This window comes from Pseudomonas sp. TE36184 (assembly GCF_054060055.1).
This window is the reverse complement of the sequence record NZ_JBSSCU010000001.1, coordinates 3,944,773-3,967,779: the sequence shown is the minus strand read 5'-3', so window position 1 is coordinate 3,967,779 and position 23,007 is coordinate 3,944,773. Positions and strand designations below refer to the sequence as shown.

The 23,007-nt window shown below is 62.1% G+C and carries 19 protein-coding genes, 2 tRNA genes and 1 pseudogene; 16 read left to right on the top strand and 6 right to left on the bottom strand.

The window, feature by feature from the left end; translation table 11 throughout:
• The first annotated feature begins 14 nt into the window (after window positions 1-14).
• Together motA and motB are read left to right on the top strand one after the other, a co-directional pair.
• Window positions 15-866, top strand: a complete 852-nt coding sequence (motA, locus tag ACVWZP_RS17880) for a flagellar motor stator protein MotA (RefSeq protein ID WP_017849767.1) — start codon at window positions 15-17, stop codon at window positions 864-866.
• A gap of 3 nt (window positions 867-869) precedes the next feature.
• Window positions 870-1,880, top strand: coding sequence for a flagellar motor protein MotB (gene motB / locus ACVWZP_RS17875; RefSeq protein ID WP_046384910.1), 1,011 nt, complete (start codon window positions 870-872; stop codon window positions 1,878-1,880).
• Between the two features lie 49 nt (window positions 1,881-1,929).
• Here motB and rsgA read toward each other — a convergent pair whose 3' ends face one another.
• Window positions 1,930-2,961, bottom strand: coding sequence for a small ribosomal subunit biogenesis GTPase RsgA (rsgA, locus tag ACVWZP_RS17870; RefSeq protein WP_017849765.1), 1,032 nt, complete (start codon window positions 2,959-2,961; stop codon window positions 1,930-1,932).
• A 108-nt stretch (window positions 2,962-3,069) separates the two neighbouring features.
• Here rsgA and orn point away from each other — a divergent pair, with 108 nt between their 5' ends.
• Both orn and ACVWZP_RS17860 read left to right on the top strand, forming a co-directional pair.
• Window positions 3,070-3,612 carry an oligoribonuclease gene (gene orn / locus ACVWZP_RS17865; RefSeq protein ID WP_017849764.1) on the top strand — a complete coding sequence of 181 codons (543 nt, stop codon included), beginning with the start codon at window positions 3,070-3,072 and terminating at the stop codon, window positions 3,610-3,612.
• An 89-nt stretch (window positions 3,613-3,701) separates the two neighbouring features.
• Window positions 3,702-4,319 carry a trimeric intracellular cation channel family protein gene (locus tag ACVWZP_RS17860; RefSeq protein WP_169850564.1) on the top strand — a complete coding sequence of 206 codons (618 nt, stop codon included), beginning with the start codon at window positions 3,702-3,704 and terminating at the stop codon, window positions 4,317-4,319.
• On the opposite strand, the gene queG is transcribed toward ACVWZP_RS17860, so the two are convergent.
• The gene (gene queG / locus ACVWZP_RS17855; RefSeq protein WP_017849762.1) at window positions 4,313-5,380 is read right to left on the bottom strand and encodes a tRNA epoxyqueuosine(34) reductase QueG; all 1,068 of its coding nucleotides are present in this window, start codon (window positions 5,378-5,380) and stop codon (window positions 4,313-4,315) included. The two genes, ACVWZP_RS17860 and queG, sit on opposite strands and share 7 nt — an antisense overlap.
• Before the next feature lie 63 nt (window positions 5,381-5,443).
• Here queG and ACVWZP_RS17850 point away from each other — a divergent pair, with 63 nt between their 5' ends.
• The 12 genes and pseudogenes from ACVWZP_RS17850 to ACVWZP_RS17795 all read left to right on the top strand — a co-directional run bounded on the left by ACVWZP_RS17850 (window position 5,444) and on the right by ACVWZP_RS17795 (window position 19,777).
• Window positions 5,444-6,304 (top strand): NAD(P)H-hydrate dehydratase, encoded by an 861-nt coding sequence (locus ACVWZP_RS17850; protein ID WP_457369980.1) that lies wholly within the window; start codon window positions 5,444-5,446, stop codon window positions 6,302-6,304.
• A complete protein-coding gene (gene tsaE / locus ACVWZP_RS17845) occupies window positions 6,292-6,762 on the top strand; it encodes a tRNA (adenosine(37)-N6)-threonylcarbamoyltransferase complex ATPase subunit type 1 TsaE (protein ID WP_126588424.1) in 471 nt (156 codons plus the stop codon). Before ACVWZP_RS17850 ends, tsaE begins: the two co-directional genes overlap by 13 nt.
• A 15-nt stretch (window positions 6,763-6,777) precedes the next feature.
• Window positions 6,778-8,199 (top strand): N-acetylmuramoyl-L-alanine amidase, encoded by a 1,422-nt coding sequence (locus ACVWZP_RS17840; protein ID WP_046384906.1) that lies wholly within the window; start codon window positions 6,778-6,780, stop codon window positions 8,197-8,199.
• Window positions 8,199-10,113 (top strand): annotated as a pseudogene (gene mutL, locus ACVWZP_RS17835) (DNA mismatch repair endonuclease MutL). The gene ACVWZP_RS17840 and the pseudogene mutL overlap by 1 nt, the downstream one beginning before the upstream one ends.
• Window positions 10,113-11,084 (top strand): tRNA (adenosine(37)-N6)-dimethylallyltransferase MiaA, encoded by a 972-nt coding sequence (miaA, locus tag ACVWZP_RS17830; RefSeq protein WP_046384904.1) that lies wholly within the window; start codon window positions 10,113-10,115, stop codon window positions 11,082-11,084. The pseudogene mutL and the gene miaA overlap by 1 nt, the downstream one beginning before the upstream one ends.
• A gap of 94 nt (window positions 11,085-11,178) precedes the next feature.
• The gene (hfq, locus tag ACVWZP_RS17825; RefSeq protein ID WP_017849756.1) at window positions 11,179-11,439 is read left to right on the top strand and encodes an RNA chaperone Hfq; all 261 of its coding nucleotides are present in this window, start codon (window positions 11,179-11,181) and stop codon (window positions 11,437-11,439) included.
• A 12-nt stretch (window positions 11,440-11,451) separates the two neighbouring features.
• Complete coding sequence (hflX, locus tag ACVWZP_RS17820) at window positions 11,452-12,753, top strand: ribosome rescue GTPase HflX (RefSeq protein ID WP_457369979.1); 1,302 nt, start codon at window positions 11,452-11,454, stop codon at window positions 12,751-12,753.
• A gap of 96 nt (window positions 12,754-12,849) precedes the next feature.
• Window positions 12,850-14,025: an FtsH protease activity modulator HflK gene (gene hflK / locus ACVWZP_RS17815; protein WP_017849754.1), complete on the top strand. Its 1,176-nt coding sequence runs from the start codon at window positions 12,850-12,852 to the stop codon at window positions 14,023-14,025.
• On the top strand, window positions 14,025-14,891 hold the full coding sequence (hflC, locus tag ACVWZP_RS17810) for a protease modulator HflC (RefSeq protein WP_046384902.1): 867 nt from the start codon (window positions 14,025-14,027) through the stop codon (window positions 14,889-14,891). Before hflK ends, hflC begins: the two co-directional genes overlap by 1 nt.
• 280 nt (window positions 14,892-15,171) lie before the next feature.
• Window positions 15,172-16,359, top strand: a complete 1,188-nt coding sequence (locus ACVWZP_RS17805) for an ATP phosphoribosyltransferase regulatory subunit (protein ID WP_017849752.1) — start codon at window positions 15,172-15,174, stop codon at window positions 16,357-16,359.
• 54 nt (window positions 16,360-16,413) lie between these two features.
• Complete coding sequence (locus tag ACVWZP_RS17800) at window positions 16,414-17,703, top strand: adenylosuccinate synthase (RefSeq protein ID WP_017849751.1); 1,290 nt, start codon at window positions 16,414-16,416, stop codon at window positions 17,701-17,703.
• Between the two features lie 139 nt (window positions 17,704-17,842).
• Window positions 17,843-19,777 (top strand): methyl-accepting chemotaxis protein, encoded by a 1,935-nt coding sequence (locus ACVWZP_RS17795; RefSeq protein WP_046384900.1) that lies wholly within the window; start codon window positions 17,843-17,845, stop codon window positions 19,775-19,777.
• A gap of 108 nt (window positions 19,778-19,885) precedes the next feature.
• On the opposite strand, the gene ACVWZP_RS17790 is transcribed toward ACVWZP_RS17795, so the two are convergent.
• The 4 genes from ACVWZP_RS17790 to ACVWZP_RS17775 form a co-directional block, all read right to left on the bottom strand.
• On the bottom strand, window positions 19,886-21,451 hold the full coding sequence (locus ACVWZP_RS17790; protein WP_411220961.1) for an ABC transporter permease: 1,566 nt from the start codon (window positions 21,449-21,451) through the stop codon (window positions 19,886-19,888).
• Window positions 21,451-22,476, bottom strand: a complete 1,026-nt coding sequence (locus tag ACVWZP_RS17785) for an extracellular solute-binding protein (protein WP_102617172.1) — start codon at window positions 22,474-22,476, stop codon at window positions 21,451-21,453. The genes ACVWZP_RS17790 and ACVWZP_RS17785 overlap by 1 nt, the downstream gene beginning before the upstream one ends.
• Window positions 22,477-22,620: 144 nt before the next feature.
• A tRNA-Leu gene (locus ACVWZP_RS17780) sits at window positions 22,621-22,707 on the bottom strand.
• A gap of 176 nt (window positions 22,708-22,883) precedes the next feature.
• A tRNA-Leu gene (locus ACVWZP_RS17775) sits at window positions 22,884-22,970 on the bottom strand.
• Between the last annotated feature and the right edge of the window lie 37 nt (window positions 22,971-23,007).

Here is a 23,007-nt window from a genome sequence, read left to right as displayed (position 1 = left end):
AGTACAAAACCCCTATGGCTAAAATAATCGGCATCATCGTCGTCTTTGCAAGTGTGCTCGGTGGCTATGTCCTGTCTCACGGCAAGATTGCAGCGTTGATCCAGCCCTTCGAAGTGATGATTATTGGCGGCGCGGCATTCGGCGCATTCTTGCAGGCCAACCCCGGCTACATGACCATGCATGTGATCAAGAAGTCGCTGGGCATGTTCAGTTCGCGCTTCTCCCACACCTTCTACATGGAAGTGCTGGGCCTGGTTTATGAGATCCTCAACAAGAGTCGCCGTGAAGGCATGATGGCCATCGAAGCGGACATCGAAGACGCTGCAGCGAGCCCGATTTTCGCCAAATACCCGGCAGTGCTCAAAGACGAGCGCATGACCGCCTACATCTGCGATTACCTGCGCATCATGTCCTCCGGCAACATGGCCCCCCATGAGCTGGAAGGCCTGTTCGACATGGAACTGTTCAGCCTCAAGGAAGAGCTGGAGCACCCGTCCCACGCCGTCACCGGTATTGCCGACGGCATGCCCGGCTTCGGTATCGTTGCGGCGGTACTCGGTATCGTGGTGACCATGGCCTCCCTCGGCGAGGGCGACCAGGCGGCCATCGGCATGCACGTAGGTGCGGCGCTGGTGGGTACGTTCTTCGGTATTCTCGCGGCCTACGGTTTCTTCGGTCCGCTCGCCACCTCCCTGGCCCACGATGCCAAGGAAGAAGTCAATCTGTATGAAGCGATCAAGGCCAGCCTGGTGGCTTCGGCCTCCGGCATGCCGCCTTCGCTGGCGGTGGAATTCGGTCGCAAGGTGCTGTACCCGAAACATCGCCCGAGCTTTGCCGAGTTGGAACAAGCGGTTCGCGGTCGCTAAGCCATGGAAAACAACCAGCCGATAATCATCAAGCGCGTCAAGCGCTTCGCTGCGGGGCACCATGGTGGCGCCTGGAAAATCGCCTTCGCCGACTTTGCAACGGCGATGATGGCGTTCTTCCTGGTGCTGTGGCTGATGTCCACCGCGACCCCCGAACAGAAGATCGCCATCGCCGGTTACTTCAAAGACCCGATCGGCTTCTCGGAAAGCGGCACACCCTTCGTGATCGACCTGGGCGGTTCGCCGCAGTTGGCGCCGGAGCGCACCATCAATCCTGAGGTCAAGACCGAGGCGCCGCAGGAAAAAATTCCGATCGAGCGCGACACCGTCGAGAGCCTGGCCGAACAGGTCGAGCAGGAACGCCTCGAATTGTTGCTGAAGGAATTGCAGACCAAGGTCGAAGAAAACCCGCAGTTGCTGAAATTCAAGGATCAGATTTCCTTCGAAATCACGCCGGATGGCTTGCGCATCCAGATCACCGACGCCGCCAACCGGCCGATGTTCGACTCTGGCAGTGCGCGGTTGAAGCCGTACTTTGAAGACATCCTGCTGGCCATGGCCGACACCATCAAGGCGGTGCCGAACAAGATCAGCATCAGCGGCCACACCGATGCCAAGCCGTATTCGGGGCAGGGCGACTTCGGCAACTGGGAGCTTTCGGCCAACCGCGCCAACGCCGCCCGACGTGCGCTGGTGGCCGGCAGCTACCCGGACTCGCAGGTGGCGCGGGTGGTGGGTTTCGCCTCGTCGCAGCTGTTTGATCCGAAGGACCCGTTCAACCCGATCAACCGTCGGATCGATATCGTCGTGCTGACCAAAAAGGCCCAGCGCGCGATTGAAGGTGATCAGCCGCCACCGCCCCCAGATACGGGCACGCAGGGCGGTGCACCGGCCGACCCGAACGCGATCCCGCCGGGGCAGGAGCCGTTGCCGGCGCATGAGCTGCGGCAGAAGCTGAATCTGTTCGAAGGTGGCGGGATGAAAGACCCTACGGTGCCGGGTACGGGATCGTAAGCTGTATACGACAAGGCCGCGATAAACGCGGCCTTGTCGTATGTGCTGTTTAGTAACTGCTCTCGGGCAAACTCGCAATAATCGACCGATAGCTGTTCATCCGTTGCTGCTGCACGCGGCCATCTTCCAACGCCTTGAGCAGGGCGCAACCGGGTTCGCGGTCATGTTTGCAGTCGCGGAAGCGGCAGGTGCCGATCAGGTCGTTGAACTCGATGAAACCGGCTTCCACGTCGCTGCGGCTGACATGGCCGAGGCCGAATTCACGAATGCCCGGGGAGTCGATCAGCTCACCGCCGCCAGGGAAGTGGAACAACCGCGCGGTGGTGGTGGTGTGGGTGCCCTGGCCGGACAGCTCCGACAGCGGGCCGACACGGGTGTCGACTTCCGGCAGCAGGCTGTTGACCAGCGAGGACTTGCCCACGCCAGACTGGCCGACGAACACGCTGATGCGCCCGTCCAACTGGTGTTGCAGCTGTTCCATGCCATTGCCGTGATGAGCCGACACTTCCAGCACCGGGTAACCCAGGGTGCGGTAGACCGCCAGCAACGCGTTGAGCGCCGGGGCGTTCTGTTCGTCGATCAGGTCGAACTTGTTCAGCAACAACAGCGGGCGAATGCCGGCATGCTCGGCGGCGACCAGGTAACGGTCGATCAGGTTGGCATGGGGCTCGGGCAGCGGTGCGAAGACGATGACGATCATGTCGACGTTGGCCGCCACCGGCTTCAACTGGCCGCGGCTGTCGGGACGGCGCAGTTCGGTGGTGCGGGGCAGTTGCGCGACGATCACGCCGATGCCTTGGTTGCCGGCACGCCACACCACTCGGTCGCCGGTCACCAGCGCCGGCAGGTTGGCGCGCAGGTGGCAGCGGAAGACCTGGCCGGCGAGTTCGCCTTCGAGCGCCTCGACCTCGACCTGCACACCAAAGTGCGCGATCACCAGGCCCGTTTGTTCGGGGCCCAGGTCGCCGCCCTCGAGCGCTTCCACGGCGGAGGATTCACGTTTGGCGGCGCGTGCGGCGCGTTCGCCCTGAATCTTTTCGATGCGCCAGTTTTGGCGACGGTTGAGCTGGCGTTTGGCCATTGGTGTTCCGTGTCGATAATGCAAAGGTTGGGTGAAACGGTCGCGAGTCTAGCACGGCCCCGCCTGCTAAACTGCGCAGCTACGCCAAGGTGCCAAGAGAATCAAGCCATGCAAAACCCACAGAATCTGATTTGGATCGATCTGGAAATGACCGGTCTGAACCCCGACACCGACGTCATCATCGAGATGGCGACCATTGTCACCGACAGCAACCTCAACACCTTGGCCGAAGGTCCGGTGATCGCCATCCACCACAGCGACGCCGTCCTCGCCACCATGGACGAGTGGAACACCCGCACCCACGGCAACTCCGGCCTGACCCAGCGCGTGCGCGACAGCCGTGTCAGCATGGCCGAAGCCGAAGCCGAAACCATCGCCTTCCTGGAAAAGTGGGTGCCCAAGGGCAAGTCGCCGATCTGCGGTAACAGCATCTGCCAGGACCGCCGCTTTCTTTATAACCACATGAAGGCGCTGGAAAGCTACTTCCACTACCGCAACCTGGATGTGTCCACGCTCAAGGAACTGGCCGCGCGCTGGGCGCCGGAAGTCAAAGACAGCTTCCATAAAGGCAGCACTCATTTGGCGCTGGATGACATTCGTGAGTCGATCGCCGAGTTGCAGCACTACCGCAAGCACTTCATCAAGGCTTGATGCTGGGGGCGCCTCGGTCTTTCGCCAAGCGCCCTCTTTTGGTGCCGTCAGCAAATGATTAGACTGCGCGCCTCTTTGTAAGGATCGCCATCATGCTGCTGATGCTCTACCTCGTCGCCATCACCGCCGAAGCTATGACTGGCGCCTTGTCTGCCGGTCGGCGCGGCATGGATTGGTTTGGCGTGGTGCTGATCGCCTGCGTGACGGCGTTGGGTGGCGGTTCGGTGCGCGATGTGCTGCTCGGGCATTACCCGCTGACCTGGGTCAAGCACCCGGAATACCTGGTGCTGACCTCCGTCGCCGCGCTGGTGACGATCTTTATCGCGCCGCTGATGCGCCGCCTGCGCTCGCTGTTTCTGGCGCTGGATGCCGTGGGGTTGGTCGCCTTTACCCTGATCGGCTGCATGACCGCCCTGGAAATGGGCCACGGTATGTTGGTGGCGTCGGTCAGCGGCGTGATCACCGGGGTGTTCGGTGGGATCCTGCGGGATATTTTCTGCAACGACATCCCGCTGATCTTTCGCCGTGAGCTGTACGCCAGCGTGTCATTCCTCGCCGCTTGGTTCTACTTGCTGTGCCTTTACCTGCAATTGCCGGGCGAGCAGGCGATTATGCTCACCCTGTTCAGCGGCTTTCTCCTGCGTCTGCTGGCGATCCGTTTTCACTGGGAAATGCCCAAGTTCATCTACAACGACGACGTTCACTGACGCTCGGCGTGCTGCTTCAGCGCCCATTCCACATGTTCGCGCACCAGCTCCGACGGATAGTCCCGGCGCGCCTTCAAGGCTTCCAGCACCGGAATGCTCGATGGCGCATTGCCCAGGCCTACCGCCAGGTTGCGCAGCCAGCGCTCGTAACCTGCGCGGCGTAGGGGCGAGCCTTCGGTGCTGCTGAGGAATTTTTCCTCGTCCCACATGAACAGTTCGGCCAGTTGTGCGTTATCCAGGTTGTGCCGTGGCTTGAAATCGCTTTCGGCGGTGGTGCGGGCGAAACGATTCCATGGGCAAACGATCTGACAGTCATCGCAACCGAAAACCCGGTTGCCGATCAGCGGGCGCAAGTCTTCAGGGATCGCGCTCTTGAGTTCGATGGTCAGATAGGAAATACAGCGCCGTGCGTCCAGCACGTAGGGCCCGACGAACGCGTTGGTCGGGCAGATATCCAGACAGGCGGTACAGCGGCCGCAGTGCTCGGTGGCGTGGGGCGGATCGACCGGCAGCGGCACGTCGACAAACAACTCGCTGAGGAAGAAGTAGCTGCCGGCCTTGCGATTGAGGACCAGGGTGTTTTTGCCGATCCAGCCCAGCCCGGCTTTCTCGGCGATGGCTTTCTCCAGCACCGGCGCGCTGTCGACAAAGGCGCGAAAGCCGAAGGGGCCGATTTGTGCCTGGATGCGTTCGGCCAGTTGCTGCACGCGCTTGCGGATCAGTTTGTGGTAGTCGCGGCCCAGGGCGTAACGGGAGATGTAGGCTTTTTCCGGTTGGGCCAGCCGTTGCGCCATGTGCGTGTCGCCGGGCAGGTAATCCATGCGCAGCGAGACCACGCGCAAGGTGCCCGGCACCAACTCGTCGGGGTGCGAGCGTTTGCTGCCGTGGGCGCCCATGTATTCCATCTCGCCGTGGTAGCCCGCGTCGAGCCAGCGTTGCAGGTGCTGTTCATGCTCGGCCAGGTCCAGGCCGCTGATGCCGACTTGTTGGAAACCCAGCTCGCGGCCCCAGTCTTTGATCGATTGGGCGAGCGCGGGCAGATCGGAAGTAATAGCAGGCATGAGACACGGGAAACCACAGGTTAGATGAGTATAATTCTGCCAGACATCGGAGCTTGAAGACGCATGCCGCAGACAAAACACGCAATAACCGACGTTCAGCCCCTGTTGCCCGGCAATTTGCCGCAACTGGCTGCGCGTTCCTCGGACGCCCATAAAGGCCGTTTCGGTCACCTGCTGGTCATCGGCGGCGACCGAGGCTTTGGCGGCGCTGCGTTGCTCAGTGCCGAAAGTGCGCTGCGCAGCGGGGCGGGCATGGTGTCCCTGGCGACTCGCCTTGAACACGTGCCCGCCGCGCTGGCGCGCCTGCCGGAAGTCATGAGCGTCGGCGTGAGTTCGGCCAACCAATTGATGGGTTTGCTCGAAAAGATCTCGGTTATCGTCATTGGCCCGGGCCTGGGCCATGCCGCCTGGGGCAAGAGCCTGCTGTCCGTCGCCGCCAACGCCAAGCAGCCGCAAGTCTGGGACGCCGATGCCTTGAACCAGCTGGCGACCGGCAGCGTCAGCCTTCCCGCCAACTGCGTGATCACCCCGCATCCGGGCGAAGCGGCGCGCTTGATGGGTATTTCGACAGCTGAGGTTCAGGCGGATCGTCTTAACGTGGCGCGCGCGTTGAGCCAGAAATTCAAGGCAGTGGCTATTCTCAAGGGGGCGGGCAGTCTGATCGCCTGCCCGGACGGTCGCGTCGCGCGATGTGACCAAGGCCATCCGGCCATGGCGACCGCAGGGCTCGGCGACGTGTTGGCCGGCCTGGTGGGCGCGTTACTGGCACAGGGCATGCCCGCTTATGAAGCCGGCTGCCTGGCCGTGTGGCTGCACGCCACGGCGGGAGCCCGGCAGGGCACCTTTGGCCGCGGCCTGGCGGCCAGTGACCTGATACCTGCCATCCGTCAATTGCTCGAGGAACAGTCGCCGTGTCTGAAGTAAACCTTTTCCTGGCGGATGAAGCGGCAATGGTCGCCTTCGGTCATCGGATTGCCCAGGTGACAGGCGGCGCGGGGCTGATCTTTCTCGAGGGCGACCTGGGGGCGGGCAAGACCACGCTGTCGCGGGGCATCATTCGCGGGTTGGGCCATGCTGGGGCGGTGAAAAGTCCGACCTTTACGCTGGTCGAGCCCTATGAGATCGGGGCGATAAGGGCCTTCCACTTTGATCTCTATCGTCTGGTGGACCCCGAAGAGCTGGAGTACATGGGGATTCGGGATTATTTCGAGGATGACGCGCTGTGCCTGATCGAGTGGCCAGATAAAGGCACAGGCTTTTTGCCAAAGCCGGACCTGACCATTACCATTACGCCGCATGAGCACGGACGTCGGCTGAAGTTGTTGCCCCAGGGTGCGCGCGGTGAGTCGTGGTGCGCTGCTCTGGCATTGGAATTCAAATAATTGGTGGGGTTAGGTATGCGCTTTCGCGCGTTGGTTGCTGTCGTAGGGGTGTTGCTTGCGGCAATGACTGTCAATGCTCTGGCTGCTTCACAGGTGAAGAGTGTTCGCCTGTGGCGAGCGCCGGATAACACGCGACTGGTGTTCGACCTGTCTGGCCCGGTCCAGCACAGCGTCTTTACCCTGACGGCGCCTGATCGCCTGGTGATCGACATCAACGGTGCAACCCTGGCCGCGCCGCTGAAAATCTCCACTGCCAACACGCCGATTACCAGCATGCGTTCGGCCCAGCGCACGCCGAGCGATCTGCGCGTGGTCATCGACCTGAAAAAGGCCGTGACCCCGAAAAGCTTCTCCCTGGCGCCCAACGCCCAGTACGGCAACCGCCTGGTGGTCGACCTGTTCGACAACGCCGCCGATGCCGCACCGCCGCCCGCGCCGACGCCGAGCGTGGCGACCGTTCCGGCCGTGCCGGTCAACCCGTCGCAACCGCAGGTCAAGTTGCCACCGCCGCCGCCGGCGCCAGCGGGTAAACGCGACATCATCGTGGTGATCGACGCCGGTCACGGCGGTGAAGACCCGGGCGCTTCCGGTTCGCGTGGCCAGCATGAAAAAGACGTGGTGTTGGCCATCGCCCGTGAATTGCAGCGCCAGGTCAGCGGTATGAAAGGCTATCGCGCCGAGCTGACCCGTACCGGCGACTACTTCATCCCGTTGCGTGGCCGCACCGAAATCGCGCGCAAGAAGGGCGCCGACTTGTTCGTCTCGATCCACGCCGACGCCGCGCCGTCGGCCGCCGCCTTCGGCGCCTCGGTGTTTGCCCTGTCGGATCGCGGCGCCACGTCCGAGACGGCCCGCTGGCTGGCCGACAGTGAAAACCGTTCCGACTTGATCGGCGGGGCCGGCAACGTGTCCCTCGACGACAAAGACAAGATGCTCGCCGGTGTACTGCTCGACTTGTCGATGACCGCCTCGCTGACCTCCAGCTTGAACGTCGGGCAGAAAGTCCTGAGCAACATCGGCCGTGTGACATCGCTGCACAAACAACGCGTGGAGCAGGCCGGGTTCATGGTGTTGAAATCGCCGGACATCCCGTCGATCCTGGTGGAAACCGGGTTTATCTCCAACTCCAACGAAGCCTCGAAACTGGCCAGCGCCAGCCACCAGCAGGCATTGGCGCGTTCCATCAGCGCCGGCGTGCGCCAGTTCTTCCAGCAGAACCCGCCGCCGGGCACGTATATCGCCTGGCTGCGCGACTCCGGGAAAATCGCCCAGGGCCCGCGTGACCATCGCGTCCAGCCGGGCGACACCCTGGCGATGCTGGCGGTGCGTTTCCAGGTGTCGCCTGCGACGTTGCGCAGCGCCAACAACCTGAAAACCGATGAGCTGAAAGTCGGCCAGGTGTTGACCATCCCCGGCACTGAATTGGCGGCACAGTAATGAGCGAATCGATCCTCAACAGCGGCTCGCGCATCGAACTGCTCAGCCCGCGCCTTGCCAACCAGATTGCGGCGGGCGAGGTGGTCGAGCGGCCGGCGTCGGTGATCAAGGAGTTGCTGGAAAACAGCATCGACTCCGGCGCCAAGCGTATCGATGTCGATGTGGAGCAAGGTGGCGTCAAGCTGCTGCGGGTGCGTGACGACGGCAGCGGCATCTCCTCCGATGACCTGCCGCTGGCCCTGGCGCGGCACGCCACCAGCAAGATTCGCGACCTGGAAGACCTTGAACGGGTGATGAGCCTGGGCTTTCGCGGTGAGGCCCTGGCCTCGATCAGTTCCGTGGCGCGCCTGACGCTGACCTCCCGCACGCGCAGCGCCGACCAGGCCTGGCAAGTGGAAACCGAAGGCCGCGACATGGCGCCTCGGGTCCAGCCGGCTGCGCATCCGGTGGGCACTTCGGTGGAGGTGCGTGACCTGTTCTTCAACACCCCGGCGCGGCGCAAATTCCTCAAGGCCGAGAAAACCGAATTCGATCACCTGCAGGAAGTCATCAAGCGCCTGGCCCTGGCGCGCTTCGACGTGGCATTCCACCTGCGCCACAACGGCAAGACCATCCTCAGCCTGCACGAAGCCAACGACGACGCCGCGCGCGCTCGGCGGGTGGCGGCGGTGTGCGGCGCGGGGTTCCTGGAGCAGGCGCTGCCGATTGAAATCGAACGCAATGGCCTGCGCCTGTGGGGTTGGGTGGGGTTGCCGACGTTCTCCCGCAGCCAGGCGGACTTGCAGTATTTCTTTGTGAACGGCCGGGCGGTGCGCGACAAGCTGGTGGCCCACGCGGTGCGCCAGGCGTATCGCGACGTGCTGTTCAATGGGCGGCACCCGACGTTTGTGCTGTTTTTCGAGGTCGACCCATCGGTGGTCGACGTCAACGTACACCCGACCAAGCATGAAGTGCGCTTCCGTGACGGGCGCATGGTGCATGACTTCCTCTACGGCACCTTGCACCGCGCGCTGGGCGATGTGCGCCCGGATGACCAACTGTCCGCGCCGATCGTGACGGCGGTGGTTCGTCCGAGCGGCCCGCAAGCCGGCGAGTTCGGCCCGCAGGGCGAAATGAGTCTGGCGGGCAACCTGCTGCAGTCGCCGCAACCCCTGCCGAGCTACACGGCGCCAGGTTCGGGTTCGGGGGCGGGCTATCAGTATCAATACACCCCGCGTCCGCAATCGGCGGTGCCGGCGGCCGAGGCCCAGGCGGCCTATCGTGAATTCTTTGCGCCGCTGCCGGGCGCCGAGCCGAGCGCGGTCGCGTTGCCCGAAGGTGGCGGGGATATTCCGCCACTGGGCTATGCATTGGCGCAGCTCAAGGGTATCTACATCCTCGCGGAAAACGCCCACGGCCTGGTGCTGGTGGACATGCACGCGGCCCACGAACGGATCATGTACGAGCGCCTGAAAATCGCCATGGCCAGCGAAGGCCTGAGCGGCCAGCCGCTGTTGGTGCCGGAATCCCTGGCGGTCAGCCAGCGCGAAGCCGATTGTGCCGAAGAGCACGCCAGCGTGTTCCAGAAACTCGGTTTTGAACTGCAGCGCCTGGGCCCGGAAACGCTGGCGATCCGCCAGATTCCCGCGCTGCTCAAGCAAGCCGAGGCCAACCGGTTGGTGGCCGACGTCTTGGCGGGACCTGATGGAATACGGCACCAGTGACCGTATCCAGGCGCACATCAACGAGCTGCTCGGCACCATGGCCTGCCACGGCGCGATCCGCGCGAATCGCCGCCTGGCCTTGCCGGAAATGAACGGCCTGCTGCGCGACATGGAAAACACCGAGCGCAGCGGACAATGCAACCATGGCCGACCGACCTGGACCCAAATGGGCCTGGACGATCTGGACAAACTGTTCTTGCGCGGCCGCTGATGAGTGCCTTGCCCCCCGCGATCTTCCTGATGGGCCCCACGGCCGCCGGCAAGACCGACCTGGCCATCGAGCTGAGCAAAGTGCTGCCCTGCGAGCTGATCAGCGTCGACTCGGCCCTGGTTTATCGCGGCATGGACATCGGCACGGCCAAGCCTTCGAAGGAGTTGCTGGCGCAGTATCCGCACCGCTTGATCGACATCATCGACCCTGCGATGAGCTATTCGGCGGCGGATTTCCGCAGCGATGCCCTGGCGGCCATGGCCGATATCACCGCGCGCGGCAACATCCCGCTGCTGGTGGGCGGCACGATGCTCTACTACAAGGCTTTGCAGGAAGGCCTGGCGGATATGCCGCCGGCCGACGCCCAGGTGCGCGCCGAGCTTGAAGCAGAAGCGGCGCGCCTTGGCTGGCAAGCCCTGCACGAGCAACTGGCGGCGGTCGATCCGGTGTCCGCTGCGCGCATCCACCCCAACGATCCGCAGCGCCTGAGTCGAGCTCTGGAAGTCTGGCGGGTAAGTGGTCAGACCATGACCGAGCATCGGCAGCGACAATCTGCGCAAAGTGCTGACGCAGGCGCATCGGGGCGGTCACAATTGCCCTATACTGTGGCGAATCTGGCGATTGCTCCGGCAAATCGCCAGGTGCTGCATGAACGAATTGCACAAAGATTCACAATTATGTTGGAACAGGGGTTCGTGGAGGAGGTCGTAGCACTGCGTTCAAGAGGTGACCTGCATCCGGGGTTGCCTTCGATACGTGCTGTAGGCTATCGCCAAGTCTGGGATCATCTGGATGGCAAGCTGACGTCAGCCGAAATGCAGGAGCGCGGCATCATTGCCACGCGCCAATTGGCGAAGCGCCAGTTCACCTGGCTGCGCAGCTGGAGCGATTTGCACTGGCTGGACAGCCTGGACAGCGACAATCTGTCACGCGCCTTGAAATACTTGGGAACGGTCTCCATATTGAGCTGAGTCCTTGCAATTGCCGTCTATCCTTGGGGGTGTGACGGCCATAAGCTATTTATTTTCCGATTTTTTATTATTGATCCTTAAAGGAGTGCGGCACATGTCAAAAGGGCATTCGCTACAAGACCCTTACTTGAATACTTTACGTAAAGAGAAAGTGGGGGTTTCCATCTACCTGGTCAACGGTATCAAACTGCAAGGTACGATCGAATCGTTCGACCAGTTCGTTATCCTGCTGAAAAACACCGTCAGCCAAATGGTTTACAAGCACGCTATCTCGACAGTCGTTCCCGTCCGTCCAATCCGTCTGCCTAGCGCGACTGATGGCGAACAGGGTGACGCTGAGCCAGGTAACGCCTGATAGGAGTCTCCTTTGTTCTTTGAGCGCCACGGTGGTGGTGAGCGAGTGATCCTCGTTCACTTGGATGGACAGGACCCTGAGGCGCGCGAAGATCCGCAGGAGTTTCAGGAGTTGGCTAATTCGGCCGGCGCCGAGACCGTTGCGTTTTTTAACGTGCCGCGTCATCGGCCAACCGCCAAATACCTGATTGGCAGCGGCAAGGTCGAGGAACTGCGCGACCTGGTCCATGCCGAACAGGCCGATCTGGTGATCTTCAATCACATCCTCACGCCCAGTCAGGAACGTAACCTCGAACGTGTTTTCGAGTGTCGCGTGATCGACCGTACCGGCCTGATTCTCGATATTTTCGCCCAACGCGCGCGTACCCATGAGGGCAAGCTCCAGGTTGAACTGGCCCAGCTTGACCACATGAGCACCCGGCTGGTGCGCGGCTGGACTCACCTTGAGCGTCAGGGTGGCGGTATCGGCATGCGTGGCCCGGGCGAGACCCAGCTGGAAACCGACCGGCGACTGTTGCGGGTTCGCCTGCGTCAGATCAAGGGCCGGCTGGAAAAAGTCCGCAGCCAGCGCGAACAATCGCGACGTGGCCGCAGCCGTGCGGATATCCCGACCGTTTCCCTGGTGGGTTACACCAACGCCGGCAAGTCCACGCTGTTCAACAACTTGACCAAGTCGGACGTGTACGCGGCCGACCAACTGTTCGCGACCCTCGACCCGACCCTGCGTCGCCTGGAACTGGCCGACCTGGGGCCGATCGTGCTGGCCGACACCGTGGGCTTCATTCGGCACTTGCCGCACAAGCTGGTCGAGGCGTTTCGGTCTACGCTCGAAGAGTCGAGCAACTCCGACCTGCTGTTGCACGTGATCGATGCGGCCGAGCCGGATCGCATGTTGCAGGTTGAACAGGTGATGGTGGTGCTGGGCGAGATTGGTGCCCAGGACTTGCCCATCCTCGAGGTCTATAACAAACTCGATTTGCTTGAAGGCGTTGAGCCACAAATTCAGCGCGACGAGGACGGCAAGCCCCAGCGGGTCTGGCTGTCGGCGCGTGATGGCCGGGGCCTGGACTTGCTCGAGCAAGCGATTGCCGAGTTGCTCGGCAACGATTTGTTCGTCGGCACCTTGCGCTTGCCTCAGCGTTTTGCTCGACTGCGTGCACAGTTTTTCGAGTTGGGCGCGGTACAGAAAGAAGAGCACGATGAAGATGGCGTCAGCTTGCTGGCCGTTCGATTGCCGCGCTCGGAGCTGAATCGGCTGGTCAGTCGCGAAGGCGTTGTACCGACAGAGTTCATCGAGCAACACACTTTGCAATAAAAGCCTGAGAAAGCGGTTGTGCCGCAGTAGCAGGCATTCTGTAGCATTGGTCGGCGCGCCGTGGGTGCGTCTTTGCTTTATCAGATGGAGAGCGCTATGGCTTGGAATGAGCCGGGTGGCAACTCGAATAATCAGGATCCTTGGGGTGGTAAGCGCCGCAATAATGGCGACCGCAAGGGGCCGCCGGATCTCGACGAGGCCTTCCGAAAGCTGCAGGAAAGCCTGAATGGGTTGTTCGGTGGTGGAAAAAAACGCGGTGGTGACGATGGCGGTCGCACAAGCAAGGGCGGCGGCTATGGCCTGCTGGGCCTTGGGCTTGTCGTGCTCGCGGCCGTGTGGCTGTACAGCGCGGTCTACGTGGTGGACGAGCAGGAGCAAGCCGTGGTGCTGCGCTTCGGCAAATACTACGAGACTGTCGGCCCGGGCCTGAACATCTACTTCCCGCCGATCGACAAGAAGTACATGGAGAACGTCACGCGTGAGCGTGCCTACACCAAGCAGGGCCAGATGCTGACCGAAGACGAGAACATCGTCGAAGTGCCGCTGACCGTGCAGTACAAGATCAGCAACCTGCAGGACTTCGTGCTGAACGTCGATCAACCTGAGATCAGTCTGCAACAGGCGACTGAGAGCGCCCTGCGCCACGTGGTGGGTTCCACCGCGATGGATCAGGTGCTCACCGAGGGTCGTGAATTGATGGCCAGCGAGATCAAGGAGCGCCTGCAACGGTTCCTCGACACCTATCGCACCGGTATCACCGTCACCCAGGTCAACATACAGAGCGCAGCGGCACCGCGTGAAGTGCAGGAAGCCTTCGATGACGTGATCCGCGCCCGTGAAGACGAGCAGCGTTCGCGCAACCAGGCTGAAACCTACGCCAACGGCGTCGTGCCGGAAGCCCGTGGTCAGGCCCAGCGCATCCTTGAAGATGCCAACGGTTACCGCGATGAAGTGGTCTCCCGCGCCAAGGGTGAGGCGGATCGCTTTACCAAGCTGGTCGCCGAGTACCGCAAGGCACCGGAAGTCACGCGTGAGCGTCTGTACCTGGACACCATGCAGGAAGTCTTCAGCAACACCAGCAAGGTTCTCGTGACCGGCGGCAAGGGTGGGCAGAACAACCTGCTGTACCTGCCGTTGGACAAGATGATCGAAGGTGGACGTAGTGGCGCCAGCGCACCGGCCACCGGTTCGAATGCCGCTGCCAACGAAGCGAGCGCCCGTGCGGCTGCTGACTTGCTGCAACAGCAAACACGTACCAGGGAGAGTCGTTGATGAACAATAAATCGCTGACCGCCCTGATTGTGGGCGTCGTCGTGGTCATCGCTGCCTGGAACTGCTTCTACATCGTCGCTCAGACCGAGCGTGCGGTGCTGCTGCAATTCGGTCGCGTGGTCCAGGCAGACGTCCAGCCGGGCCTGCATGTGAAAGTCCCCTACGTCAACCAGGTGCGCAAGTTCGACGCGCGCCTGATGACCCTGGATGCACCGACACAGCGTTTCCTGACCCTGGAAAAGAAAGCCGTGATGGTTGACGCCTACGCCAAGTGGCGCGTCAAGGATGCCGAGCGCTTCTACACCGCGACCTCCGGTCTCAAGCAGATTGCCGACGAGCGTTTGTCGCGTCGTCTGGAATCGGGCCTGCGTGACCAGTTCGGTAAACGCACCCTGCACGAGGTGGTGTCCGGTGAACGTGATGCGCTGATGGCGGATATCACCCGTTCGCTGAATACGATGGCGGAAAAAGAGCTGGGGATCGAAGTTGTCGATGTCCGGGTCAAGGCCATCGATCTGCCGAAGGAAGTGAACCGCAGCGTGTTCGAGCGCATGAGCACCGAGCGTGAGCGTGAAGCGCGTGAGCACCGCGCCAAAGGTAACGAACTGGCCGAGGGTATCCGTGCGGATGCCGACCGTCAGCGTCGCGTACTGCTGGCCGAGGCCTATCGCGAGTCTGAAGAGGCGCGTGGTGACGGTGATGCGCAAGCCGCGTCGATCTACGCCAAAGCCTACGGCCAGGACCAGGAGTTCTACGCGTTCTACCGTAGCCTGCGTGCCTACCGTGAAAGCTTTGCGAACAAAACCGACGTCATGGTGCTGGACCCGAGCAGCGACTTCTTCCGCTACCTGGAAAAGTCCAAGTAACTCATTGTTCACTCCCGTCGGGCGGCTAAAACGCCTGGCGGGGTGATCCTTTGAGAAAACGGGTGTATGATGCGGCAGCCGGGAAATTCCCGGCTTTTTTGCGTCTGCATGTTTGATTCGGCAGGCGCGACAGGTTTTTCGAGGAAAGTGCCCGACGAGGCCGTTTGCAGGCCGTTCGTCACGTCGCTCTTGCGCGTGGTTTATGCCGGGGGCGGGCATTTTCTGCTTCACTCAAGGCTCGGCCGAGGGCTGGCCGCCCGGATCATAGGGGAATGGCGTAATGGCAACGGTAGACCGCTGGCTGCTGCCAGATGGCATCGAAGAAGTACTGCCACCAGAAGCTGCGCGCATTGAAGTAGCGCGTCGCCAGGTGTTGGATCTGTTCCAGAGCTGGGGTTACGAGTTTGTCGTGACCCCGCATATCGAGTACCTGGAATCCCTGCTGACCGGCGCGGGCCAGGACCTCGATCTGCGCACGTTCAAGGTCATTGACCCGCAATCGGGCCGGCAAATGGGGTTCCGTGCCGACATCACGCCGCAAGTGGCGCGCATTGATGCACACACCCTGCGTCGCGAAGGCCCGAGCCGCCTGTGCTATGCCGGCAGCGTGCTGCATGCAAAACCGCGGGCGTTGTCGTCGTCGCGCAGCCCGATCCAGTTGGGCGCCGAGTTGTATGGCGATGCCAGCCCGAGCAGCGACGTGGAAGTCATCAGCCTGATGCTGGCCATGCTGCAACTGGCTGACGTGCCGGATGTCCACATGGATCTGGGCCACGTCGGTATCTACCGTGGCCTGGCGCGTGCGGCCGGTTTGTCCGGTGAAGTGGAGCAACAGTTGTTCGATGCCCTGCAGCGCAAGGCAATCGATGAAGTCGTCGCCCTGACCGAAGGCGTGCCGGCCGAACTGGCTGACATGCTGCGTGCGCTGGTGAACCTGTGCGGCGGCCGCGAAGTCCTGGACGCTGCCCGTGAGCGCCTGGCCAATGCGCCGGCGCCGGTATTGGCGGCACTGGATGACGTGCTGGCGATTGCCGCGCAGTTGTCGGCGCGGTTCCCGCAACTGCCGCTGTATTTCGACCTGGGCGAGTTGCGCGGTTACCACTACCACACCGGTGTGGTGTTCGCTGTGTTTGTGCCGGGTGTTGGCCAGGCCATCGCCCAGGGCGGTCGTTATGACGATATCGGCGCCGACTTCGGTCGTGCGCGTCCGGCCACCGGCTTTTCCACCGATTTGAAAACCCTGGTGACCCTGGGGCGTGCTGAGGTCGAGCTGCCGTCTGGTGGCATCTGGATGCCCGACAGTACGGACGCAGCACTCTGGCAGCAGGTTTGTCAGTTGCGCGGTGAGGGTCAGCGTGTCGTCCAGGCGTTGCCTGGGCAGCCATTGGCCGCCGCCCGTGAAGCGGACTGCGACCGGCAATTGATTCTGCAGAACGGGCTTTGGCAAGTATCGCCACTGGCTTCTTGAGTTTTCCTGCCGGCCATCGCCGGCACCAAGTTTGCGCGAATGAGGACAAGTGTTATGGGTAAGAATGTCGTAGTCCTGGGCACCCAATGGGGTGATGAGGGCAAAGGCAAGATCGTTGATCTGCTGACCGAACATGCTGCCGCCGTAGTGCGCTACCAAGGTGGCCACAACGCTGGCCACACCCTGGTCATTGATGGCGAAAAAACCGTCTTGCACCTGATCCCGTCGGGCGTCCTGCGCGAAGGCGTGCAGTGCCTGATCGGCAACGGCGTGGTGGTTGCACCCGACGCCCTGATGCGGGAAATCACCAAGCTGGAAGAGAAAGGCGTACCGGTGCGCGAGCGCCTGCGTATCAGCCCGGCCTGCCCGCTGATCCTGTCCTTCCACGTCGCGCTGGACCAGGCTCGTGAAAAGGCCCGTGGCGAGCTGAAGATCGGTACTACCGGTCGCGGTATCGGCCCAGCCTACGAAGACAAGGTTGCGCGTCGTGGCCTGCGTGTTGGCGACCTGCTCAACATGCCGCGCTTTGAAGACAAACTGCGTGAACTGGTGGATTACCACAACTTCATGCTGGTGGGTTACTACAAAGAGCCAGCCATCGAATTCGACAAGACCCTGGCCGAATGCAAGGAATACGCTGAGCTGCTCAAGCCGCTGATGCTGGACGTGACGGCCGAGCTGCACGACCTGCGTCGCGCTGGCAAAGACATCATGTTCGAGGGCGCCCAAGGTTCGTTGCTGGACATCGACCACGGTACCTACCCCTACGTGACCAGCTCTAACACCACCGCTGGCGGCGTCGCTACCGGTTCGGGTGTTGGCCCGATGTTCCTGGACTACATCCTGGGCATCACCAAGGCTTACACCACGCGGGTCGGTTCGGGTCCATTCCCGACTGAACTGTTCGACGAAGTGGGCGCGCACCTGGCTAAACAAGGTCACGAGTTTGGCGCGACTACTGGCCGTGCTCGTCGTTGTGGCTGGTTCGATGCCGTTATCCTGCGTCGCGCTATCGATGTGAACAGCATCTCGGGTATCTGCCTGACCAAGCTGGACGTACTCGACGGTCTGGAAACCATCAACATCTGTGTCGGCTACAAAGATGCAGAAGGTAAGGTCGTTGCCCCGACTGACGCTGACAGCTACGTAGGTCTGCAGCCGGTGTACGAAGAAGTACCGGGCTGGGTCGAATCGACCGTGGGTGCCAAGACCCTGGAAGAGCTGCCCGCCAACGCTCGTGCGTACATCAAGCGCGTTGAAGAGCTGATCGGCGCACCGATCGACATTATTTCGACGGGGCCGGACCGCAACGAGACCATCGTTCTGCGTCACCCGTTCGCTTAATAAGCTGTTGATGTAAAACGCAAAGGGCTCCTCAGGGAGCCCTTTGTCGTTTAAGTTCGCCAAGCGGCACGACCCTTGCTGTGTTTCCTTCTTTCGCGGTGCTATCAAATTAATGGCACCCGTGGTGGAGGGATTCCCGATGTCTGCCGTTCTCTCATTGTTACAAAGTCGTCTGTTGCGGCCGGTGTTCGTTACCCTAGGTATCGCTCTTTTGGTGCAAGTGCTGGTGGCGGTCGCTCTTACTCGGAGCACAGTCACGGCGCTGGAAGCTGATTTGGGCAATCGCCTCGGGGTCGACAGTCAGAAACTGTCCGGCGAATTGGCCCAGGCCGGCAAGGAAGTCACATCCAGCCTGGACAGCTTGTCCAGCAGTACCCGTCAGCGTCTGACCGTCGGGCTTTCCGCGCGCCTGCAGGAAGAGCAGAAGCAACTGCGTGCGACCCTGGAAAAAGACCTGCAAGACTCCGCTAACGACATGGCGCAACTGCTGGCCTCCGTGGCGCCTCGCGCCATGTGGGACAACGATGTGCCGACGCTGTCGGAGTTCGCCCGACGGGCCCAGCGCAATCCCAACGTGTTGTTCGTGGTCTACGACGACGCCGCCGGTGAGCATCTGACCCGCTATCTGAACCGGGAAAACCCGATCAACCAGGCGCTGCTGGAAAAGGGCAAGGGCGACCGCGCCCTGGATAAAGTGCTGGACGCCGCCAAGGCGGACCCTTCCGTGTACTACGTCGAAGCGTCCATCAGCCCCAACGGTGTCGAGATCGGCAAGGTTCGCATGGGGGTCTCGACCGCGTCGGTGGAAGCCAACCTGCAGGCGCTGGATAAGCGCTTTGCGACACTGATCGCCAGCGGCGATCAGTTGGTGGGCGATAGCCTCAAGGGTGCGGCGGCCGATAGCGCGGCCGCCATGGGCGCAAGACTGCAGTCGGCGCAGGCGACCGCCACCCAGATGACCGCCAACACCACCAATGCCGTGCAGGACGCGGCGGGCACCTTGCGCTGGCGCATCGGTATGGGGCTCGCGGCGGTCGGCTTCGGTGTGCTGCTGTTGATCGCGGTGGTGCTCGGGCGGCGGGTGGTCAATCGCCTGAAACTGTTGATCGCGGCCATGGATGATCTGGCGGCGGGCGAGGGCGACCTGACCAAGCGTGTGCAGATCAACAGCAAAGATGAGATCGGCGACATGGCGTCGGCGGTCAATCGCTTTGTGGATAAGTTGCAGCCCATCGTGCGCGAGGCCGGCGATGTGGCCCAGCGTACCGGTGTGGAAATCGGCGCGATGACCTTGCGCAATGCCGGCGCCGACGCGGCTGCCGGTTTGCAGCGCGACGAAGTGGCCGAGAGCCTGCGCGCGTTGTCGCAGATGGCGGATGAGGCGCAGGCCGAAAGCCATGCGATGCAGGCCGCGCTGCAACAGGTGGTGGATATTCGCCAGGCCACGGATGAAAACTCACGCACTTCGGCTGAAGTCGGCAGCTTGATCGAAGCGCTGGCGGGCCAGGTGCAGGCCGGTTCCAAGGTCATCGAGCGCCTCGCCGCGCAAAGCGAGCAGATCGAAGTGGTATTGACGGTGATCCATGGCATCGCCGAGCAGACCAACCTGCTGGCGCTCAACGCGGCCATCGAAGCGGCGCGTGCCGGTGAGACCGGGCGTGGCTTTGCGGTGGTGGCGGACGAGGTGCGTGCGCTGGCGAGTAAAACCCAAAGCTCCACCGGCGATATCCAGGCACATATCGTGGCGTTGCAGCAGGGCGCGCGCGAGGCGGTCGAAACCATTGGCAAGGCCGGGCGCCAGGCCAACGAAGGCTTGCTGGTGCTGCGCGACAGTGTGCGCTTGCAGCAGACGGTGCAGGCCTCGGTGGAGCAGGTACATGCGGCGATTGGCCTGGCCACTCGTGCGGCCGAGCATCAGGCCCAGGGCGCGCATGCGGTGCGTGGGCGGGTCGAGGTGATCCATGCCCAGGCCGAGCGTGCCGCACAGGCTGTGGTGGAAACCACGGCCAGCGGCAAGGTGCTGGATGGCTTGGCGGCGCAGTTGAAGGCGAGCCTGGGGCAGTTCCGGGCTTAGTGTGGTCTGTGCCGTCGCTATCGGGAGCAAGCTCCCTCCCACATTCGACTGCATTCCAAAGCTGGAACCCAGTCAACTGTGGGAGGGGGCTTGCCCCCGATAGCGGTTTCAGCGACTCAGATACATCCGCGTCGTGAGCAAATAAACCGGCAACCCCGACACCAGAATCAACAACGCCGCATACGGCGCCGCCGCCGCGAATTCGATATTCGAGGTATGCGCCCACACCGCTGTCGCCAGGGTATTCAGCCCGGTCGGGCTGAGCAGTAATGTCGCGGTCAATTCCTTCATCGCATCGAGAAATACCAGCGCGAATGCCGCCCCCAAAGCCGGGAAAATAATCGGCAGGGTCACTCGGCAAAAGGCACTGAACGACGACGCACCCAGCGTGCGTGCAGCCTCTTCCAGCTGCGGTGCCGCCTTGTTCAAGGCCGTCCGGATCGGCGCCTGGGCTAGCGGCAGAAACAGCAGCGCATAGGCAATCAGCAGCAGTGCCGACGTCTGGTACAGCGCCGGCACGTAGTGCAAGGCGAAGTACACCAGCGTCAGCGCAATCACCAGGCCGGGCAGGGCGTGCAGCAAGTACGGCAGGCGCTCGGCCCAGAGCGCCAGCGGGCCTTTGTAGCGCACCACCAGCAACCCCACCGGCACCGCGAGTGCCAGGCACAGCGCCGCGCCGCCCAGCGACAGCGCCAGGGAGGACAGCAGCGCCTCACCAATCTCGGCCACCGGGAACGCGGCCGACGAGCCCACCGCCAGCCAATAGCCGAGCATCCCCAGCGGAATGCCGCTGCCGATGATCGCCAGCGCCAGGCAATACAGCTGCCCCAATGGCGCCCACTTGCCCAGTCGGATCTGTTCCGCATGCCGCGCCGCGCCCTGGCCGATCCGCACATGTCGGCCCTTGCCGCGCGCGCGCAGTTCCAGCCACAGCAGCGTCAGGCACATTGCCAGCAACACCGCCGACAGCATCGCTGCATTGGCGTTGCTGAATTCCAGTTCGAATTGCTGATAGATCGCTGTAGTAAAGGTCTGCAGGCCGATGATCGACAGCGCACCGAATTCCACCAGCATATGCAGCGCGATCAACAATGCGCCGGCCAACAGCGACGGCCACAGCAAGGGCAGGGTGATGCGCCGGAACACGCCCCAGCGATTCAGCCCCAGGGTGCGCGCGGACTCTTCGAGGGAGGGGTCGAGATTGCGCAGGGTCGCCGCCACCGGCAGAAACACCAGCGGGTATTTCGACAGGGTCATCACCAGGATCGCCCCGCCGAGCCCTTCGAAGTTGGCGCTCAGCGACACCCAGGTGAAGCTGCTGACAAACGCCGGCACCGCAAACGGCAGGCACAGGATCACGCCCCAGAGACGGCGCCCCGGCAGGTTGCTGCGCTCCAGCAGCCAGGCAAGGGATAGGCCGATCACGCCGCACGCCAGCGTCACCCCGACCATCAGCGCCAGGGTGTTGCGCAGCAGCCCGAACACATACGGGCGCCACAGCAGATGCACGGCCTCCGCCCAGCCCGCTTGCCAGGCCTTGAGCCCGACATACGCCAGCGGCAACAGGCTCAAGCCCACCAGGAGCAGCACAGGCAGCAACAGCCAGATCGACGGGCGCTTGCGTCGCGGGCTGTAGCCCCCGCGCAGGGCGGGAGCGCGGAGCGATGGGTTCATCAGTTCAGGCCAACGTCACGTTCCAGGTCCAGGGCTTCTTGCGCGTTACCCAGGTCGGCGGGGGTGACTTTCGGCGGTTGCAGCTCGCTGAACGGCTTCAGGCCGCGACTGGACTCCATGCCCTTGCGCAGCGGGTATTCGGCCGAGGTGTTGGTGATCACGCGCTGGCCTTCTTCGCTGACCATGAACGCCAGCAATTGCTGGGCTTCTTGCGGGTGCTTGCTGGATTTCAGCGCGGCAGCGGAAGACACGGTGATCAGGCCGCCGGCATCGCCGTTGGTGAAGTAGTGCAGTTGCGAGTCCAGGTTGGTTTTTTCCTTCTTCAGGGCAAACCAGTAGTAGTTGTTCACCAGCACGCTGGCGATTTCGCCGTTTTCCACGGCTTTGAGGGCGACCATATTGTTGCTGTACACCTTGCCGAAGGCGCGCAGGCCGGTCAGCCATTCTTCGGCGGCTTCGCGACCGTGCAGCTTGATGATCGCCACGGCTTGCTCCTGGAACGCGCCGCTGGTGGGCACGAAGCCGACCTTGCCTTGCCATTCGGGGCGGGCGAAATCCAGGACCGACTTGGGCAGGTCTTTCTCGGCGATCAGTTTCGGGTTGAAGGCCACGACGCGGGTGCGTGCGGTCACGCCCATCCAGTCGCCCTGGCTGCCGATGTAATCCTTGGGCAATACCTCGAGGGTGCCAGCGTCGATTTTCGCCAGCAGGCCTTGCTCGCCGAGTTTGTTCAACGGCGGCGATTCTTCGGTGTAGATCACATCGGCCGGGGAGCGCGCGCCTTCTTCGACGACCTGGCTGGCCAGCTGGTTGCTGCTGCCTTTGCGCACGTTGACGTGAATGCCGGTCTTGGCTTCGAAGGCTTTGGCGAGTTCATCGCCGACTTCTTTGTGTTGGCCGTTGTACAGGGTCAGGGCAACCTTGTCGGCGCAATAGGCGGTGGGCGAGAGCAGGGTCAGGCCGAGCAGAGTGAGGCTAAGGCCACGCAGAAGGGATGTCTTGAGATGGGTGCCACGGATCATCATCCGGAAGTTTCCTCGCTTGAGTGCAACAAATCGTTGCAAGGATAAACGATAAAGCTTCTCAAGTGCGGATGAAGGAGAAATCCATGGGGCGGTTTTCACACCCCGGAAACGAAAAAACCCGCTTTCGCGGGTTTGATCTGAATTTGGTGCCCAGGAGAAGACTCGAACTTCCACGACCTTGCGATCACCAGCACCTGAAGCTGGCGTGTCTACCAATTTCACCACCTGGGCATTATCAAGCAACGTTGCCGCTGTTGATGGAGCGAACTATACGGAGCGCTTTTTGATCTGTAAACCCCTGATTCGAAAATATAAATCAGTTTTTCGTTAAGAATCAAAGGACTGTAACGCAAAAACCCGCTTTCGCGGGTTTCTGGATAACTCAAGGCTGACCTCGAGTTTTGAATTGGTGCCCAGAAGAAGACTCGAACTTCCACGACCTTGCGGTCACCAGCACCTGAAGCTGGCGTGTCTACCAATTTCACCATCTGGGCAGTATCTTCAACGTTGCCGTCGTCGATGGCGCGCACT

Excerpts from the sequence above, each read along its gene's own strand:
- ACVWZP_RS17805 (WP_017849752.1), top strand. The coding sequence starts at position 15,172 with ATGGCAACGGTAGACCGCTGGCTGCTGCCAGATGGCATCGAAGAAGTA.
- ACVWZP_RS17795 (WP_046384900.1), top strand. The coding sequence starts at position 17,843 with ATGTCTGCCGTTCTCTCATTGTTACAAAGTCGTCTGTTGCGGCCGGTG.
- miaA (WP_046384904.1), top strand. The coding sequence starts at position 10,113 with ATGAGTGCCTTGCCCCCCGCGATCTTCCTGATGGGCCCCACGGCCGCC.
- motA (WP_017849767.1), top strand. The coding sequence starts at position 15 with ATGGCTAAAATAATCGGCATCATCGTCGTCTTTGCAAGTGTGCTCGGT.
- hflC (WP_046384902.1), top strand. The coding sequence starts at position 14,025 with ATGAACAATAAATCGCTGACCGCCCTGATTGTGGGCGTCGTCGTGGTC.
- hflK (WP_017849754.1), top strand. The coding sequence starts at position 12,850 with ATGGCTTGGAATGAGCCGGGTGGCAACTCGAATAATCAGGATCCTTGG.
- queG (WP_017849762.1), bottom strand. The coding sequence starts at position 5,380 with ATGCCTGCTATTACTTCCGATCTGCCCGCGCTCGCCCAATCGATCAAA.
- ACVWZP_RS17800 (WP_017849751.1), top strand. The coding sequence starts at position 16,414 with ATGGGTAAGAATGTCGTAGTCCTGGGCACCCAATGGGGTGATGAGGGC.
- ACVWZP_RS17840 (WP_046384906.1), top strand. The coding sequence starts at position 6,778 with ATGCGCTTTCGCGCGTTGGTTGCTGTCGTAGGGGTGTTGCTTGCGGCA.
- orn (WP_017849764.1), top strand. The coding sequence starts at position 3,070 with ATGCAAAACCCACAGAATCTGATTTGGATCGATCTGGAAATGACCGGT.
- ACVWZP_RS17785 (WP_102617172.1), bottom strand. The coding sequence starts at position 22,476 with ATGATGATCCGTGGCACCCATCTCAAGACATCCCTTCTGCGTGGCCTT.
- ACVWZP_RS17850 (WP_457369980.1), top strand. The coding sequence starts at position 5,444 with ATGCCGCAGACAAAACACGCAATAACCGACGTTCAGCCCCTGTTGCCC.
- rsgA (WP_017849765.1), bottom strand. The coding sequence starts at position 2,961 with ATGGCCAAACGCCAGCTCAACCGTCGCCAAAACTGGCGCATCGAAAAG.
- ACVWZP_RS17790 (WP_411220961.1), bottom strand. The coding sequence starts at position 21,451 with ATGAACCCATCGCTCCGCGCTCCCGCCCTGCGCGGGGGCTACAGCCCG.
- hfq (WP_017849756.1), top strand. The coding sequence starts at position 11,179 with ATGTCAAAAGGGCATTCGCTACAAGACCCTTACTTGAATACTTTACGT.
- motB (WP_046384910.1), top strand. The coding sequence starts at position 870 with ATGGAAAACAACCAGCCGATAATCATCAAGCGCGTCAAGCGCTTCGCT.